Annotated in this window: 14 protein-coding genes and 1 pseudogene; 1 reads left to right on the top strand and 14 read right to left on the bottom strand. The window is 66.1% G+C overall.

From position 1 onward, the window contains the following. Positions 1 to 14: 14 nt before the first annotated feature. A pseudogene (hisD, locus tag QFZ33_RS09730) lies at positions 15 to 1,392 on the bottom strand (histidinol dehydrogenase). A 54-nt stretch (positions 1,393 to 1,446) separates the two neighbouring features. Then, positions 1,447 to 2,019, bottom strand: coding sequence for a hypothetical protein (locus tag QFZ33_RS09725; RefSeq protein ID WP_307026942.1), 573 nt, complete (start codon positions 2,017 to 2,019; stop codon positions 1,447 to 1,449). A gap of 180 nt (positions 2,020 to 2,199) precedes the next feature. Between QFZ33_RS09725 and QFZ33_RS09720 the strand changes: the two genes are divergently transcribed. Then, positions 2,200 to 2,658, top strand: a complete 459-nt coding sequence (locus QFZ33_RS09720; protein ID WP_214854164.1) for a flavin reductase family protein — start codon at positions 2,200 to 2,202, stop codon at positions 2,656 to 2,658. Positions 2,659 to 2,695: 37 nt separating this feature from the next. On the opposite strand, the gene dnaE is transcribed toward QFZ33_RS09720, so the two are convergent. From dnaE to murG, 12 genes are all read right to left on the bottom strand, one after another. Beyond that, entirely contained in the window at positions 2,696 to 6,253 is a 3,558-nt protein-coding gene (gene dnaE, locus QFZ33_RS09715; protein ID WP_214854126.1) for a DNA polymerase III subunit alpha, read from the bottom strand. Between the two features lie 52 nt (positions 6,254 to 6,305). Next, a complete protein-coding gene (locus QFZ33_RS09710) occupies positions 6,306 to 7,232 on the bottom strand; it encodes an RluA family pseudouridine synthase (protein ID WP_102973983.1) in 927 nt (308 codons plus the stop codon). Further along, positions 7,225 to 7,797: a signal peptidase II gene (gene lspA, locus QFZ33_RS09705; RefSeq protein WP_307026939.1), complete on the bottom strand. Its 573-nt coding sequence runs from the start codon at positions 7,795 to 7,797 to the stop codon at positions 7,225 to 7,227. The genes QFZ33_RS09710 and lspA overlap by 8 nt, the downstream gene beginning before the upstream one ends. Before the next feature lie 81 nt (positions 7,798 to 7,878). Then, positions 7,879 to 8,574 carry a DivIVA domain-containing protein gene (locus QFZ33_RS09700; protein ID WP_307026936.1) on the bottom strand — a complete coding sequence of 232 codons (696 nt, stop codon included), beginning with the start codon at positions 8,572 to 8,574 and terminating at the stop codon, positions 7,879 to 7,881. A gap of 171 nt (positions 8,575 to 8,745) precedes the next feature. Next, positions 8,746 to 9,033, bottom strand: a complete 288-nt coding sequence (locus tag QFZ33_RS09695) for a YggT family protein (protein WP_102973980.1) — start codon at positions 9,031 to 9,033, stop codon at positions 8,746 to 8,748. A gap of 148 nt (positions 9,034 to 9,181) precedes the next feature. Continuing rightward, positions 9,182 to 9,712, bottom strand: coding sequence for a cell division protein SepF (locus QFZ33_RS09690; RefSeq protein ID WP_214854118.1), 531 nt, complete (start codon positions 9,710 to 9,712; stop codon positions 9,182 to 9,184). 89 nt (positions 9,713 to 9,801) lie between these two features. Next, positions 9,802 to 10,539, bottom strand: coding sequence for a YggS family pyridoxal phosphate-dependent enzyme (locus tag QFZ33_RS09685; RefSeq protein WP_307026932.1), 738 nt, complete (start codon positions 10,537 to 10,539; stop codon positions 9,802 to 9,804). Then, on the bottom strand, positions 10,532 to 11,260 hold the full coding sequence (locus tag QFZ33_RS09680) for a polyphenol oxidase family protein (protein WP_307026930.1): 729 nt from the start codon (positions 11,258 to 11,260) through the stop codon (positions 10,532 to 10,534). Before QFZ33_RS09680 ends, QFZ33_RS09685 begins: the two co-directional genes overlap by 8 nt. Before the next feature lie 68 nt (positions 11,261 to 11,328). Further along, positions 11,329 to 12,561 carry a cell division protein FtsZ gene (gene ftsZ, locus QFZ33_RS09675; protein ID WP_307026928.1) on the bottom strand — a complete coding sequence of 411 codons (1,233 nt, stop codon included), beginning with the start codon at positions 12,559 to 12,561 and terminating at the stop codon, positions 11,329 to 11,331. 189 nt (positions 12,562 to 12,750) lie between these two features. Beyond that, complete coding sequence (locus QFZ33_RS09670; RefSeq protein WP_307026926.1) at positions 12,751 to 13,881, bottom strand: cell division protein FtsQ/DivIB; 1,131 nt, start codon at positions 13,879 to 13,881, stop codon at positions 12,751 to 12,753. Further along, positions 13,874 to 15,250, bottom strand: a complete 1,377-nt coding sequence (gene murC, locus QFZ33_RS09665; RefSeq protein ID WP_307026924.1) for a UDP-N-acetylmuramate--L-alanine ligase — start codon at positions 15,248 to 15,250, stop codon at positions 13,874 to 13,876. The genes QFZ33_RS09670 and murC overlap by 8 nt, the downstream gene beginning before the upstream one ends. Continuing rightward, entirely contained in the window at positions 15,247 to 16,347 is a 1,101-nt protein-coding gene (gene murG / locus QFZ33_RS09660) for an undecaprenyldiphospho-muramoylpentapeptide beta-N-acetylglucosaminyltransferase (protein WP_307026922.1), read from the bottom strand. The genes murC and murG overlap by 4 nt, the downstream gene beginning before the upstream one ends. Position 16,348: the final 1 nt, after the last annotated feature.

Raw genomic sequence — 16,348 nt, 5'->3', positions numbered from 1 at the left:
ACTATATGTAGTGGTCAGCTGCCTGCCTGGAAACGGACCGTGACCGCGTCGCCGTGCGCGGGGAGGTCCTCCGCTCCGGACAGGCTGACGATGTGACCACTGACCTGCCCCAGAGCCGCCTCCGAGTAGTTGATCACCTGGATGGCGCGCAGGAACGTGGTCACGTTCAGCCCGGACGAAAAGGCCGCAGTACCGCTCGTGGGAAGCACGTGGTTGGAGCCGGCGCAGTAGTCGCCGAGGCTTACGGGGCTGTAGTCGCCGACGAAAATAGCGCCCGCGTTCCGGATCCGCGCCGCCACAGCGGGGGCGTCCGCGGTCATGATCTCCAGGTGTTCGGCCGCGTAGGCGTCGCACGCTGCGATCCCCTGGTCGAGGTCGTCAACAAGCACCACGCCGGACTGCGGGCCGGACAGCGCCTCACGGACACGCTGGCTGTGCTTGGTGGACGCAGCCTGCAGTTCCAGCTCCTCACGGACCCCCGCGGCGAGCTCGAGGGAATTCGTAATCAGGACGGAGGCGGCCTTCGGATCGTGCTCGGCCTGACTGATCAGGTCGGCGGCAACGAAGGCCGGGCGAGCCGTGGAGTCCGCCAGGATGGCAATTTCCGTGGTGCCCGCCTCGGAGTCGATCCCCACCACGCCCTTGACGAGGCGCTTGGCCGTAGCCACGAAGATGTTCCCGGGCCCGGTCACGACGTCGACGGGCTCCAACGCCTGAGTTCCTGATTCGCCGGGCACACCGTAGGCGAAGGCGGCGATCGCCTGGGCACCGCCGATTGCATAGACCTCGTCTATTCCCAGCAGCGCCGCAGCGGCCAGGATGGTGGGGTGCGGGAGGCCGCCAAAGTCTTTCTGCGGCGGCGAGGCGAGCGCGATCGATTTCAACCCCGGCAGCCAGCGCCGGAACCACATTCATGATTACCGAGGACGGGTAGACCGCCAGGCCGCCCGGGACATAGAGGCCCACGCGTGCCACAGGCACCCACTTCTGGCTCACGACTGCGCCGTCACCCAGGGAGATGTCGACGTCGGCCGGGCGCTGCCCGTCCGCAAACCGCCGCGCACGGCTGATGGACTCTTCAAGCGCCGAACGAACTGCAGGGTCCAGGCCGTCCAGCGCTGACTGGAGCGCTTCGGCCGGTACGCGCGGATGGGACTGCTCCACGCCGTCGAACGTCCGGGCGAAGTCCGCAAGGGCGGCGAAGCCGCGCTGGCGGACGGCCGTGATGATGCCGGTGACCTTCTGCTCGGCGTCTGCGACCGTCTGCTGCCGTGCCCGCGGCACCGCCTCGCGAAGTTCGGCCAGGCTGAGACTGCGGCCGCGCAGGTCAACGGTGCGGAAATCGACGACGGGGGCATTGGGGCGTGCGGAGCTGTCCGGAGATGTGGTCACCCGTTTATTTTACGCGCCGATGCCCCGCGCCCCGACGAGTGTTACTGCCGCTCCCTACTGCCGCGTGCGGCCGTCCCCACCGTCGTCGTCCGGGTCCTGGTCCACTGAGGCACGCAGAAGGCCCATGATGCGCAGGACGAAGAAGCCGGCGGCGACGGCCGCCGGCCATAGGACAAGGACGGTCAATGACCGCAGCGAGAAGGCCACGCTGGCGTTCGCCGACGTGTCCTGCGGACCCCCCAGCCAGCGGCCCGCCAGCACGCCGGTCTGCCATGCCAGGACAGCTGCCGCTGCGCTTGCCGCGACAGACAGCAGCAGCATCCGCCGCGTTCCGCCGTCCCGGCGGCCGGCCAAGAGCACAGCCACCAGGCAACCCGCAAACACAAACAATCCCGCCAGCACAAGGTCCCGGGGCAGCCAGCCCTGGCTGTTGGTTCCGGACGACAACGCCGAGTCTCCCGACATGAGGTTTTGGCCGCCCGGGGCCAGGAGCCACCAGAGGAGCCCGGCGGGGATGCCGGCACCAAGGATTCCGGCCGCCCACGCGTAGCCCCTGCCGGGTCGCCGCCGGGCGCCCTGGGCTTCGTCGGAGGAGCGGACCGGAGGGACGGGTGCAGGCTGGGTCATGAAGAAACGTTAACAAATGTTGGCCGGCACTCCGCGCCATGTGTCTGCCCGGCAAAGGAATCTCCCATCCGCCCGGAAGCCCAATAGTCTTGTACTAGAGACTCAATCGGCACGGACGCAGTAGGGAGATCGATTTCAGTGACCTCAGATGATGTCGCCTTCGAGGGCACGTTCAAAGAGATGTTCCGCCGGCACGCAGCGGGCGTGGCCATCATCACCGTGAACTATGACGGGGTTCCCTACGGTTTCACGGCAACCTCCGTTGCCTCCCTTTCCGCCAAACCGCCGCGCTTCACCTTCAACATGGCGCGCAGTTCCAGCTCGTGGCCGGCGGTTGCCAACACCACGTACATCGGCGTGCACATGCTCGGGCTGGAGAACCAGGAGCTGGCCGACCGGTTCGCGCGCACCAAGGAACGCTTCGCCGGCGACCACTGGGCCCACGGACCCCATGATGTTCCGGTGCTCAAGGACGTTGCCGGCTGGCTGATCGGCAAGATCCAGATGCGCCTGTCATTCGAGAACAACGCCGTCGTGGTGGTCGAAGTTGTGGAAGGGCAGGTTGGCGAGGACGGCACGCCGCTGCTGTACCACTCCGGAACCTACGGGCAGCCGGTTCCGCTGGACTACGAAATCTGACCTGGCGCCGGAGTCCGGCTATGCGTCCGAACAGGGACTAGGCATCCAGGCAGGCCGGGCCCAGCAGCACCTTCAGGTCCCCGAACAGCGACGGGTTGGGGTTCACCCGCAGATGCACGGGAAGCGCCATGACCTCGATGCGGCTGTCGCCCTGCAGGTTCACCCGGACCTCGGAGTTGCCCCGGTGGTTGCGCAGCACGTCCCCCAGCTCAGTGACCACGGCCTCGGTGGCCTTGTGCGTGGGCATGGTGATCACCAGCGGGCCGTTGGTGCCCTGGCTGAGGTCCGGGACGGAGAGCTCCATGCAGTTCAGGGTCACGGCACCGTCGTCGCGCCGCTGCAGCCTGCCCTTGACCACCACGATCAGGTCCTCGGCGAGAACCGAGGCAATCGGACCGTAGACCTGGCCGAAGAACATGACCTCCATGGAGCCGCCGAGGTCCTCGATCTCCGCCCGGGCATAGGCGTTGCCGCTGGCCTTCGCAATCCGGCGGCTCAGCGAGGTGATCATGCCCGCGATGGTGATGATGGCGCCGTCGTGCGGACCGTCCTCCGCGATGATCGAGGTGATGGACTGGTCGGCGTGCTGGCTCAATACCCCTTCCAGGCCCTGCAGGGGATGGTCTGAGACATACAGGCCCAGCATGTCGCGCTCAAACGCGAGCTTGTCCTTCTTCTCCCACTCCGGCAGGTCGGGAATCTCGATGCTGAGCGACGCTTCGGACTCGGCCTCATCGAAACCGGCGAAAAGGTCGAACTGGCCGATCGCCTCGTTGCGCTTGAGGGTGATGACGGAGTCGATGGCTTCTTCGTGGATCATGGCCAAGGCGCGGCGGTGGTGGCCCAGCGAGTCGAAGGCTCCGGCCTTGATCAGGGATTCGATGGTGCGCTTGTTGCACACCACGGCCGGCACCTTCATGAGGTAGTCCTTGAACGAGGTGTACGCGCCCTCGCTCGCGCGGGCCGCCACCATGGCCTCGACTGCGTTGACGCCGACGTTGCGGATGGCGCCCATGCCGAAGCGGATGTCGTTGCCGACCGGGGTGAAGTTCAGCGCCGACTCGTTAACGTCCGGCGGCAGCACGGTGATGCCCATGCGCCGGCATTCGTTGAGGTAGATCGCCGATTTGTCCTTGTCGTCACCGACCGAGGTCAGGAGGGCGGCCATGTACTCCGGCGCGTAATGCGCCTTCAGATACGCCGTCCAGTACGAAATCACGCCGTACGCCGCAGAGTGCGCCTTGTTGAAGGCGTAGTCGGAGAAGGGCAGCAGGATGTCCCACAGGGTCTTGACGGCCTCCATGGAGTAGCCGTTGTCCTGCATGCCCTGCGAGAAGCCGGCGAACTGCTTGTCCAGCTCGGACTTCTTCTTCTTGCCCATGGCACGGCGCAAAATGTCTGCCTGGCCCAGGGAGTAGCCGGCCAGCTTCTGCGCCACTGCCATGACCTGCTCCTGGTACACGATCAGGCCGAACGTGCCGCCCAGGATCTCCTTCAGCGGCTCCTCGAGCTCCGGGTGGATCGGGATGACGTCCTGGATCTTGTTCTTGCGCAGGGCGTAGTCGGTGTGCGCGTTGGCGCCCATGGGTCCCGGCCGGTACAGCGCCAGGACGGCGGAGATGTCTTCGAAGTTGTCAGGCTTCATGAGTTTGAGCAGGGACCGCATGGGGCCGCCGTCGAGCTGGAACACGCCCAGCGTGTCGCCGCGGGCCAGCAGCTCATAGGACGCCGCGTCATCCAACTCCAGCGTTTCAAGGTCCAGGTCGACGCCACGGTTCATCTTGATGTTTTCCAGGGCGTCCGAAATGATCGTCAGGTTTCGCAGCCCAAGGAAGTCCATCTTGATCAGGCCGAGGCCTTCGGACGTCGGATAGTCGAACTGCGTGATGACCTGGCCGTCCTGGAAACGGCGCATGATCGGAATGACGTCGATGATGGGGTCCGAGGACATGATGACGCCGGCGGCATGCACGCCCCATTGCCGCTTCAGGCCCTCGATGCCCAGTGCCGTCTCGAAAACCTTGGCAGCCTCGGGGTCGGTGCTGATCAGCTGACGGAAATCACCGGCTTCGCTGTAGCGCTTGGCTTCCTTGTTCTGAATATCCGCCAGCGGAATGTCCTTGGCCATCACGGCCGGCGGCAGCGCCTTGGTCAGCGTCTCGCCCATGCTGAACGGGTAGCCCAGCACCCGCGAGGAGTCCTTGAGCGCCTGCTTGGTTTTGATGGTGCCGTAGGTGACGATCATGGCGACGCGCTCGTCGCCGTATTTCCGCGTGACGTAGTCGATGACCTCGGAACGGCGCCGGTCATCGAAGTCGACGTCGAAGTCAGGCATGGAGACGCGGTCCGGGTTCAGGAACCGCTCGAAGATCAGGCCGTGGTGCAGCGGATCAAGGTCGGTGATGCGCATGGCGTAGGCCACCATGGAGCCTGCCCCCGAGCCACGTCCGGGACCTACGCGGATGCCGTTGTTCTTGGCCCAGTTGATGAAGTCGGCCACCACGAGGAAGTAGCCCGGGAAGCCCATCGAGGTGATGACTTCCAGCTCGTAGTCGGCCTGCTTGCGGACCTTGTCCGGGATGCCCTGGGGGTAGCGGTATTGGAGTCCCTTGTCGACCTCCTTGACCAGCCAGGAGGTTTCGTCCTCGCCCTCGGGGCAGGGGAACCGGGGCATGTAGTTGGCGCCGGTGTTGAAGGAAACTTCGCACCGCTCGGCGATCAGGAGAGTGTTGTCACACGCCTCGGGGTGGTCGCGGAACAGCTCGCGCATTTCCTGCGGCGACTTCAGGTAGTAGCCGCTGCCGGAGAACGCGAAACGGGAGCCGCCGTTGTCGTAGGTGGGTTCGAGCAGCGTCGAGCCGGACTGGATGGCCAGCAGGGCCTCGTGGGCTTTTGCGTCGTGTTCATGCGTGTAGTGCAGGTCGTTGGTGGCAACGAGCGGGAGGTTCAGGTCCTTGGCCAGCCGCAGGAGATCGCCGGTGACGCGGCGTTCAATGTCCAGGCCGTGATCCATGAGTTCGCAAAAGTAGTTCTCCGCGCCGAAGATGTCACGGAACTCCGCAGCGGCTTCCAGGGCCTCGCGGTACTGGCCGAGCCGCAGCCGGGTCTGGACCTCGCCGGACGGGCAGCCGGTGGTGGCAATGAGCCCCTCGGAGTATGTGTTCAGCAGCTCGCGGTCCAGCCGGGGCCACTTGCCGAACACCGAATCCAGGGACGCGATCGAGGAGGCACGGAAGAGGTTCCGCATGCCCACGTTGTTATAGCTCAACAGGGTCATGTGGGTGTAGGAGCCACCGCCGGAGACGTCGTCCTTGCGCTGGCTCTCATCGCCCCAGCGGACGCGGCCCTTGTCGCCGCGCGCAGTCCCGGGAGTCACATACGCTTCGACGCCGATGATGGGCTTGATGCCCTTGTCGGTGGCCTTCCGCCAGAAGTCGAAGGCACCGAAGAGGTAGCCATGGTCGGTAGTGGCCAGGGCAGGCATTCCGAGCCGCTCGGTTTCGTCGAACAGCTCACCGAGCCTGGCGGCGCCGTCCAGCATCGAATACTCGGTGTGGGTGTGGAGATGTACGAACGAGTCATTGCTGGAAGTCACCGGACCATTCTAGTGCCGACCCTCTGACAATTAGTGCCGGCGTGCCGCAGGCTCAGGCCTTGCCAGTGCCCAGGACTTCCAGGGCGTAGGCAAGGTCCTCGGGGTACTCGCTGGTCACGGTGACGCGTTCCCCGGTGCGCGGGTGGTCAAAGCCCAATTCACGGGCGTGCAGCCACTGCCGGGTGAGTCCGAGGGTAGCGGCGAGCCGCGGGTCGGCCCCGTAGGTGAGGTCTCCGGCACACGGATGGCGGAGCGCGGCGAAATGGACCCTGATCTGGTGCGTCCTGCCGGTCTCCAGGTGCACCTCCACCAGGGTGGCCTTGCCGAACGCCTCAAGGACCTCGTAGTGCGTCACCGATGGTCGGCCGTCCTCGATGACCGCGAAGCGCCAGTCGTGGCCGGGATGGCGACCGATCGGGGCGTCGATGGTGCCCTGCAGGGGATCCGGCAGGCCCTGGACCACGGCGTGGTAGACCTTGTCCACGGTGCGTTCCTTGAACGCCCGCTTGAGGGCGGTGTAGGCGGGTTCTGTCTTGGCCACCACCATAACCCCCGAGGTCCCGACGTCGAGGCGGTGGACGATGCCGGCACGCTCGGCGGAGCCGGACGTGGAAATACGGTAGCCGGCCCCGGCCAGTCCGCCGACGACGGTGGGTCCTACCCAGCCCGGGGACGGGTGCGCCGCGACCCCCACCGGCTTGTCGACCACCACAAAGTCGTCGTCATCCAGCAGGATCTTCAGGCCTTCCACAACTTCCTCCACGACTTCAAGGGGGTCCCTGCGCTCGGGGACCGTCACGTGCAGCACGGTGCCGGACGCGAGCTTGGCGGACTTTCCCACCGGTTTGCCGCCGCTGACCACGTTGCCTTCGGCTATCAGCGTCGCGGCGGACGAACGGGACATCCCCATCAGCTTGGCCAGGCCGGCGTCCACGCGCGTCCCGTCCAGCTCCTCGGGCACCACCACCCGCTCAGACATTGCCGGTCCCGTCTCGCTTTTCCACGCTGTGGTGCGAACCGTCAAGGGCGATCCCCCGCAGGGTCAGCAGGCAGATGATGACCACAGATGACACCACGGCCGAGTCGGCGATATTGAAGATCGCAAAGTTGGGCAGCTGGATGAAGTCCACCACATGACCCATTCCGAATGACGGATCCCGGAACAGCCGGTCCGTCAAATTTCCCAGGGCGCCGCCGAACAGCAACCCCAGCGCCAGTGCCCACCACGCTGATCCGATCTTGCGCAGCTGGAACAGGATGGCGGCGGCGACCACCACCATGATGATCGTGAACACCCAGGTCACGTTCTCGCCGATGGAGAAGGCCGCGCCGGAGTTCCGGATGTAGTACCAGTGCAGCAGCGGGGGCAGCACCGGAATCCGTTCGCCCTCCACCATGGTGCTGGTCACCCACAGCTTGGTGAGCTGGTCGAAGACGTAGGCGAACACTGCCAGTCCGGCGAACAGGGACAGCAGGACCCCGCGCCGAGGCCGCGGTGATGATGAAGCTGGATGCGCTGCGTCAGCGGCAAGGTCGTCAGTCATGGTGCTTTCATTCGGGAACCGTCGTTAATGGCAAAAGCCGGTGGCCGAGGAATCCCCAGCCACCGGCCTTCAGAATACGTGCTAAACGGCGGCGCTGCTGCTTTCGCCAACCTCAGGGGCGGCAACGGAACCACGGGCGTCCAGGTCGCGCAGCTGGCCCTCGATGTAGGCCTTCAGGCGTGAGCGGTAGTCGCGTTCGAAACCGCGCAGCTGCTCCACCTTGCGCTCGAGCACGGAACGCTGCTGCTCCAGGGCGCCAAGGATCTTGCGGGACTTCTCCTGCGCGTCGTTGACCAGGCTGCTGGCTTCGATCTGTGCTTCAGCGATGATCTTGTCGCGCTGCTGCTGGCCCTCGGACACGTGGCGGTCGTGCATCTGCTGCGCCATGGCCAGCAGGCCGGCAGCGGACTCGGATACGTTGCTGCTGGTGACGGCGGGTGCCGGGGCTGCAACGGGGGCTGCCTGCTCGGCTGCCTTCTTCTTGGCAGCTTCGGCGGCTTTGGCCTCAGCTTCGGCCTTCGCGCGCGCTTCGTCCTTATCGGACTTGGACGGCGCGGGGACCTTCTCAACAACAGGGGGGACGGCGGAGGTGGCAGCCGGCGATCCGGAGCCGCCTTCGGCGAGCTTCTTGCGAAGTTCTTCGTTCTCCTGGTTCAGGCGCCGCAGTTCGACGACGATCTCGTCCAGGAAGTCGTCAACTTCGTCCTGGTCATAGCCTTCGCGGAACTTGGTCGGCTGAAAGCGCTTGTTGACAACGTCTTCTGGCGTCAAAGCCATCTGGTCACCTCGTTGGTCTAGTTCGTCAGGAGGCCTTCCGGCCGTCAAAACTACGGTACCTAAATATGGTCTGGTTCCTCTAATTCAACACCGTGGCGTCAAAGAAAAGGCTTTCTGCGCTAGGGCAGGCATCCTTGCGGATGGGCTCCGGCGCGGCAAGCTGATATGAAGTTATGCAAATGACTTGGTGATCGCCATGGCAATGCTCAGGCCGATGAACAGCACCAGAAACCCTAGGTCCAGTGAGACGCCGCCCAGCCGCAGAGGCGGGATAAGGCGCCGAAGAACCTTCAGCGGCGGATCGGTCACCGAGTAAACCGCATGAGCCGCCACCAATGCTACCCCGCGGGGACGCCATTCCCGCGCGAACATCTGAACCCAGTCAAAGACGAGGCGGACAATCAAAGCGACGAAAATGAACAGCAGAACGATATAGACGAGCCCGAATAGTATTCCCATGAGCTAACCCATTGTCTCCATGTTCATCGCGGGCACTACGGTGCCCTGGGATTCCGGCCAGGGGATTCCTGCCAGATTGTGCTGCTCCCCTATTTCAGCACGGATGCCAGGCAGGTGCGTCCCTGCCTGGCATCCGGAGCACCGTTTTTTAGCTTTGATTGAAGAAGCTGGCCGTGGCCTCGCTGGCTTTCTTGTCATCTCCGATGACTTCAACGTACGACGGCGACAGCAGGAAGACCTTGTTGGTCACGCGCTCGATGCTTCCGCGCAGACCGAAGACCAGGCCGGCGGAAAAGTCGACAAGCCGCTTCGCGTCCGACTCCCCCATGTCCGTCACGTTCATGATGACGGGGATACCGTCACGGAAGCTTTCGCCGATGAGCTTGGCGTCGTTGTAAGAGCGCGGGTGGATCGTGGTGATCTGCCGCAGTCCGGTGGTCTCTTCGCGGCCCGATGCCGCACGCTTAATGGGTGTCACGGGTGCGCGGTATTCCTCTTCGGCAGCTGGTGGCACTTCACGGGTGACCTCTCGGAGCGGCGCCGGCGCGCGGCGCTCTTCACGGTCATGCTCCATTGAGTTGTCCTCGTCCTTTTGCTGGGTGGAAAGCTCAGACTCGTAGTGTTCATCGCCGTCGGCGAGCCCAAGATAGATCATTGTCTTGCGCATAGCGCCAGCCATGGTCGACTCCTAATCGTGTCCGGAAGCGGGCCGCCCAAAGGTCAAGACAGCATTGGAATCCCCGCCATTCACTTCCAATACGACAGACGCTACCGCACGGCCGGGCGCGAACCGAGAATATCTGAGCCAATTCGGAGGTGTGTCGCACCGAACCGGACAGCTGCTTCCAGGTCCTGGCTCATGCCGGCGGAAATCCCTGTGGCGCCGGGGTAATCCCGCTGCAGGCCGGTTGAAATGCCCAGCAGTTTTTCAAAGGCCCGCTCCGGATCCGCCCCGAGCGGCGCCACCGCCATGACACCCGCCAGGCGAAGACCGCCCGCGGCTTCGAGCTGTTCGGCCAGCTGCGGCACCTCGGCGGGGGTGGCCCCGCCGCGGTGAGCGCCGGCTTCGTCGTCCAGGCTCACTTGGATGAAACAGTCCAGGTCGTCACGGCCGGTCAGTTCCTGCTGGGCTGCCATGGCCCGCTCCAGAGCCGTCACGAGCTGGGAACGGTCCACCGAGTGCACGGCAGAGGCGTAGCGGACCACCGTCTTGGACTTCTTGCTCTGGAGCTGGCCCACGAAGTGCCAGGTAAGGTCCAGGGCCTCGAGTTCCTCGGCTTTTGCCGACGCCTCCTGGTCCCGGTTCTCGCCGAAATCCCTGACGCCAAGCGCTGCCAGCCGGCGGACGTCCTCGGCCGGGTGAAACTTGCTGATCACTATGAGGCTCGGCGCGTTGTTCCCGCGGTTTGCCGCCGCGGCGGCACGGTTGATGCGCTGCCGGACAGCGTCAAGGCGCTCCTCCAGCTGCGCTGCCCGGGCATCCCCGGGCGCCAGGCTGTCAGTCATGGGTCCACACCAGTCCGGCGAATCTGCCGGACCGGGAGTCGCGGCGGTAGGAAAACAAGGACTCGTTTTCAAGCGTGCAGGGCCCCCGGTACTCGACGGGAACGCCGAGGGCGTCGAGCTGGCTGGCGGCACCACCGGGCAGGTCGAGCGCCGGCGTCCCCCAAGACGTGGTTGACCATGCGGACGCCAGGACGGCGGCAACCTCGTCACGGAGTTCAGCGGGCACCTCGTAGCAATTCCCGCAGACGGACGGGCCGAGCCAGGCCCGGATGTCGGTGGCGCCGAAGGCACGCATCTGTTCCACCGCCGCCGGAATGACTCCCGAGAAGAGGCCCGGGCGCCCGGCATGAACGGCGGATAGTACGGGCCCGGAAGACCCCGCACCCACCAGGACCAGCGGAATGCAGTCCGCCACCATCACCGCAAGCGGGCCACCGAGGGACACCAGCGCGTCCGCAGTCGGTGCCGGCGGACTGGGTTCACCGGCTGTTCCAGATTCAACGCCTGCGTCAGGTTCAACGACAAGGGACACTTCGTTGCCGTGGACCTGGTTCATGTACTGGAACCTGCGCGGGGCGATGCCGGCGATGTGCTCCAACCTCGCCCTGCGGCCAAGCACCGCGGCCGCGTCATCGCCCACGTGCAGGGCAAGGTTCCCGGCGTTCGTGTCGGTGAACGCCACGGACACGCCAGGCTGCACTTCAGCACGCCACAAAAACAATTCGGAACTCCGGCAATCAGGGTTAGGAAGCAGGGACAGCGCCGGGCGGATGTCCGCCCGGCATCCTCCTACTTCAGGAAATCGGGGACGTCCAGGTCGTCAGACCGGCTGCCGGTCAGGTCAGGCTCAACCACCGACGGCAGGTCGACGTCGAAACCCGAGTCAGCAGGGACAGCGGACGGGCGCTGCTGCCCCCAGCTGCTGAGACCTGCAGCGCCTACACCGGCGTGCACGGGCTGGACGTGGACCTGCTGGCTGCCTGCGGAGGGCTGGCTCTGCGGGGCGGCCGCCGGAACGGCGGGGCGCTGCGGTGCAGTCTGCGGCAGCGACTGGTCCATGGACGGCGAAGTGGCCTTGACGTCGTCGAAGCCGGCCGCGATGACGGTGACGCGGGCTTCATCGCCCAAGGCGTCGTCGATGACCGCACCGAAGATGATGTTGGCCTCGGGGTGGGCAACTTCCTGCACCAGGCGCGCAGCCTCGTTGATCTCGAACAGGCCGAGATCGGAGCCCCCCTGGATCGACAGCAGGACACCGTGGGCGCCGTCGATGGACGCTTCGAGCAGCGGGGAGGCGATTGCGAGCTCTGCTGCCTTGACCGCGCGGTCCTCGCCACGCGCGGAGCCGATACCCATCAGGGCAGAGCCTGCGCCCTGCATGACGGATTTCACGTCGGCGAAGTCAAGGTTGATCAGGCCGGGCGTGGTGATGAGGTCCGTGATGCCCTGGACACCGGACAGCAGGACCTGGTCAGCGGAGCGGAAGGCGTCCAGGACGGAGACGTTGCGGTCGCTGATGGAGAGCAGGCGGTCATTGGGGATCACGATCAGGGTATCCACCTCGTCGCGCAGGGCGTCGATGCCCGCCTCGGCGGAGCCTGCGCGGCGCCGGCCTTCGAAGGTGAACGGACGGGTGACCACACCGATGGTCAGGGCGCCAAGGGAGCGCGCAATGCGGGCAACGACAGGCGCGCCGCCGGTTCCGGTGCCGCCGCCTTCACCAGCGGTCACGAAGACCATGTCGGCACCGCGAAGGACTTCCTCGATCTCGTCAGCGTGGTCCTCGGCAGCCTGCTTGCCGACCTCCGGGTTAGCCCCGGCACCCAGCCCGCGCGTCAGTTCCCGGCCGACGTCGAGCTTGACGTCGGCATCGCTCATCAGGAGGGCCTGGGCATCGGTGTTAATTGCTATGAATTCGACGCCGCGGAGACCCACCTCGATCATGCGGTTGACTGCGTTCACGCCACCGCCGCCGATGCCGACGACCTTGATGACGGCCAAGTAATTCTGCGGAGCTGCCACGTTACGTGTCCCTTGTTAGTGTCCTATTGCGAAAACTGATGGAGTCGAGCTTGAAGCCCTGAACCTTAACCTTCGAGTTGAAGGTTATAGTTATGTCAAGTAACTCACCTCTGTGACGCTATTTCCTATGCTGGCTACATTCAATAACCGCCACCGCGTGTCGTCCTAATCCCCTCGAAATACAGCGGCTCAGCGCGTCACCGGATGCCGTGGCACGCTCACGTCGTAAGTGTTGACCGGATTCGCGGGATCTGCGGGCACCTTGAGCAGGGCCTCCAGCACCCGGGCCTTGAGCTCCTTCTCCCCCGCGTTGCCCCAGATGACGGTCTGGCCGTCCAGCAGCTTCAGTTCCACCGCATCGACGGACTTGGCGGAAGCGTTGGAGAGCTTGGCAAGCACGTTGGCCGGGAGCGCACCGAGGACCTCGGCCGTGGCCTGGAACAGGTCCTTGCCGATGGTGCCTGCGCCGCCGTCAATCACCGGCAGCTTCACGGAGGCGGGGTCTGCGGTGGTGCTGAGCCGCACACCGTCGACGTCCACGAGCATGTAGTCCTTGCCGCGCTTCACGAGGGCGACGGGGACGCGTTCCTGAACCTGGACCACGAGGACGGACGGCGGGTGGGCCTGGGTCGTGACCGACTTGATCTGGACGAGCGGCTTCAGCAGCGAGTTGACCTCGGAATCCCTGACCTGAGGCAATGGCATGCCAAGAAGCGGCTTGAGTGCCGCCTGCACCTGGGCGGGCTTGACGAGCTTCGTGCCGGTGACGCTCACGCTTTGGACCGCCAGCACCGGGGAGTAGACGGCAGCTACGATGAGCCCCGCCACGAGGGCAGCCGTCACACACACCGCAACGATGACATTGCGCCTGATGCGCCGGCCCCGGGGTTCGGGAAAGGCCAGCACATTGTCCTGCCCGGCGGTGTCCGGCCCTGTTTTGTCCGCCCCTGCAGCATCGGTCGCTGTGGCGCCCTGTTTCTTGGCTTCCGTTTTTCTGTTATTGGGTCCCGGCTTGGCAGGTCCCAGGCTTTTCAGCCGAGGCCAGGGCGTTCTGACCGGCTTGTCCTGTGTCTTGCCCTTCGGCGCCGCCTTGCCCTTCGGCGGAGTGTTGCCCTTGGCCGGAGTGTTGCCCTTCGGCGTGCTGGCCTGCACCTTCTCCTGCGCCGCGCCCTCGGGTACACCCTTGGTGGCGGTGATCACGGCCGGCTTGTCGCCGTCGGGATCAGCGGCAGTGTCCCGGCCGGCCGAGTCCGTGGCGGCGGGTGTGTCCCGGGCGGCGGGCTTGGCCGGACGGTAGGTGGGACGCCTGGTGCTAGCCACCGAGGGACTCCACAATGATCGGCCCGTAAGCGGTGACGTCCCCGGCGCCTGCAGTGAGGATGATGTCCCCCGGCTGCGCGGCGGCGGCCAGGGCGGCAACCGCCTCATCGCCACCGACCAGACCGCCGCCTGCACCGAGATGCTCGGTGATGAGCGCGCTGGTGACGCCCGGGATGGGATCCTCGCGGGCCGGGTAGATGTCGAGCACCAGGGCAGTGTCCGCAGCCTTAAGCGCGTCGGCGAACTCTGCGGCAAACTCCCGGGTCCTGGAGAAGAGGTGCGGCTGGAAGAGGACATGGACCTTGTGGTCGCCCGCCACGGACCTCGCCGCCGCCAGGGCTGCCCGCACCTCAGTGGGGTGGTGGGCGTAGTCATCGTAGACCCGCACGCCCCTGCCCTCCCCCTTGTATTCGAACCGCCGCGACGCGCCGGAGAAGCCGGCCAGGGCGGAAGCAGCTGCCTGCGCGTCCACACCCAGTTCGAGCGCCACCGCCATGGCGGCGGCAGCGTTCAGCGCATTGTGCCGTCCGGGGACCTGCAGTGCCAGCGGGAACCGGCCGCCCGCCGTCGTAATGGCCACCCTGCCCGGGCCGCCGTCGTCGAGCCGGAGGTCGGCGGCCTCAGAGGTGCCGTAGAGGACAACTCGGGCATTGCCCCGCTCGCGGGTGCGCAGCGCCAGTGCGTGTGCGCCGGCGTCGTCCGCGCAGGCCACCAGCACGCCGTCCGCTGGCAGCAGTGCCGTGAAGCGGTCAAAGGATTCGTACACGGCTTCGGCGGTGCCGTAGTGGTCTAGGTGGTCCGGTTCCACGTTGGTGACGACGGCGATCTGCGGACGGTAGTTCAGGAACGAACCGTCGGATTCATCCGCCTCGGCAACGAACACGTGGGAGCTGCCGTTCGCCGCGTTAACGCCGAGCGCCGGAACATTGGCGCCGATCGCGAACGAAGGGTCCAGGCCTGCGCCCTGCAGCAGCACGGTGATCATGGACGTAGTGGTGGACTTCCCGTGGGTTCCAGCCACCGTCACCACGAGGTCATCGCCCATGGTGGCGGCCAGCGCTTCGGAACGGTGCAGCACCGTCAGGCCGGCAGCCCGCGCGGCCTCGAGTTCGGGGTTGTCGGCGCGGATCGCCGATCCTGCCACGATGGTCTGGGCGTCGCCGAGGTTGCCGGCTTCGTAGCCCACGCAGATCCGGGCGCCGCCCGCGGCGAGCTCCTGCATGACCGGCAGGTCCTTCGCGTCCGAACCGCTGACGGGAATCCCGCGCGCCACCATGATCCTGGCGACGGCGGACATGCCCACGCCCCCGATCCCGATGAAGTGCACGCGGCCCAGTGCTTCCTGGCTGGGTGCTGCGTTGGTGGTCATTTGGATACCGCTTCCAGTACGAGGTCGGCCATGAGCTGGTCGGCATTTCGGATGCCAAGGTTCTCCGCGTTCGCCGCCATCGCGTCGAGGCGGGAACGGTCGGTCAGCAGTGGGATGAGGCTGGTGCGGACCCATTCGGGGGTGAAGTCCCGGTCCGCCACAAGGAGGGCGCCGCCCGCTTCCACCAGTCCGCGGGCGTTCAGCGCCTGCTCACCGTTGCCGATCGGCAGCGGCACGAAGACCGCGGGAACGCCGACGGCAGCAACCTCACTTACGGTGGCAGCGCCGGAACGGGCGAGCAGCAGGTCGGCCGCGGCATAGACGGTTTCCATGCCGTCGACATACTCAAGCTGGCGGTAGCCGTCGGCGCTCAGCGCGTTGCCGTCTGCGTCCGCCACGGACTTGCCGCGGCCGGTGATGTGGATGGTCTGGACGCCGGACCGGGACAGTGCTTCGAGCGAGGCCGCCACAGTACGGTTGATGCTTTGCGCCCCGGACGAGCCTCCGGTCACGATGAGCACCGGCTTTCCGGGCTGCAGGTCCAGGGTGCGCAGGGCGCCGTTCCGCGCCGTCTCCCTGACCATGGCCGAGACTTCGCGGCGCATGGGCATGCCCACGTGGCGGGCGTTGGGCAGCGGGGTGCCGGCGAACGCCACGGCCACGTGCCGGCTCAGCCGTGCCCCGACCCGGTTCGCCAAACCCGGCCGGGTATTGGCTTCGTGGATGACGATGGGGATCTTCCGCCGCCAGGCAGCGAGGTACATGGGCGTGCAGACGTAGCCGCCCACGCCCACGAGGACGTCTGCCGCAGCGTCGTCAAGGATCCGACCGGCCTGCCGCACGGCGCCGGCGAGGCGTCCCGGAAGGCGGAGCAGGTCCGCAGAGGGCTTCCGCGGGAACGGGACACGGTCGATGGTGGCCAGTTCGAGCCCGGCGGCCGGGACCAGCCTGGTCTCCATGCCGGCGGCCGTTCCGACCGCGAGCAGCCGGGCGTCGGGGCGGGCATCGCGGATGGCGGCGGCGATGGCCAGCAGCGGGTTGATATGGCCTGCTGTTCCGCCGCCGGCGAGGACCACGGACAATGACTCGGTTTTCATC

The organism is Arthrobacter globiformis, from assembly GCF_030815865.1.
In the GTDB taxonomy this organism is placed as follows: domain Bacteria; phylum Actinomycetota; class Actinomycetes; order Actinomycetales; family Micrococcaceae; genus Arthrobacter; species Arthrobacter globiformis_B.
The sequence above is the reverse complement of the archived record's forward strand: the minus strand, read 5'-3'. Positions and strand labels throughout refer to the sequence as shown.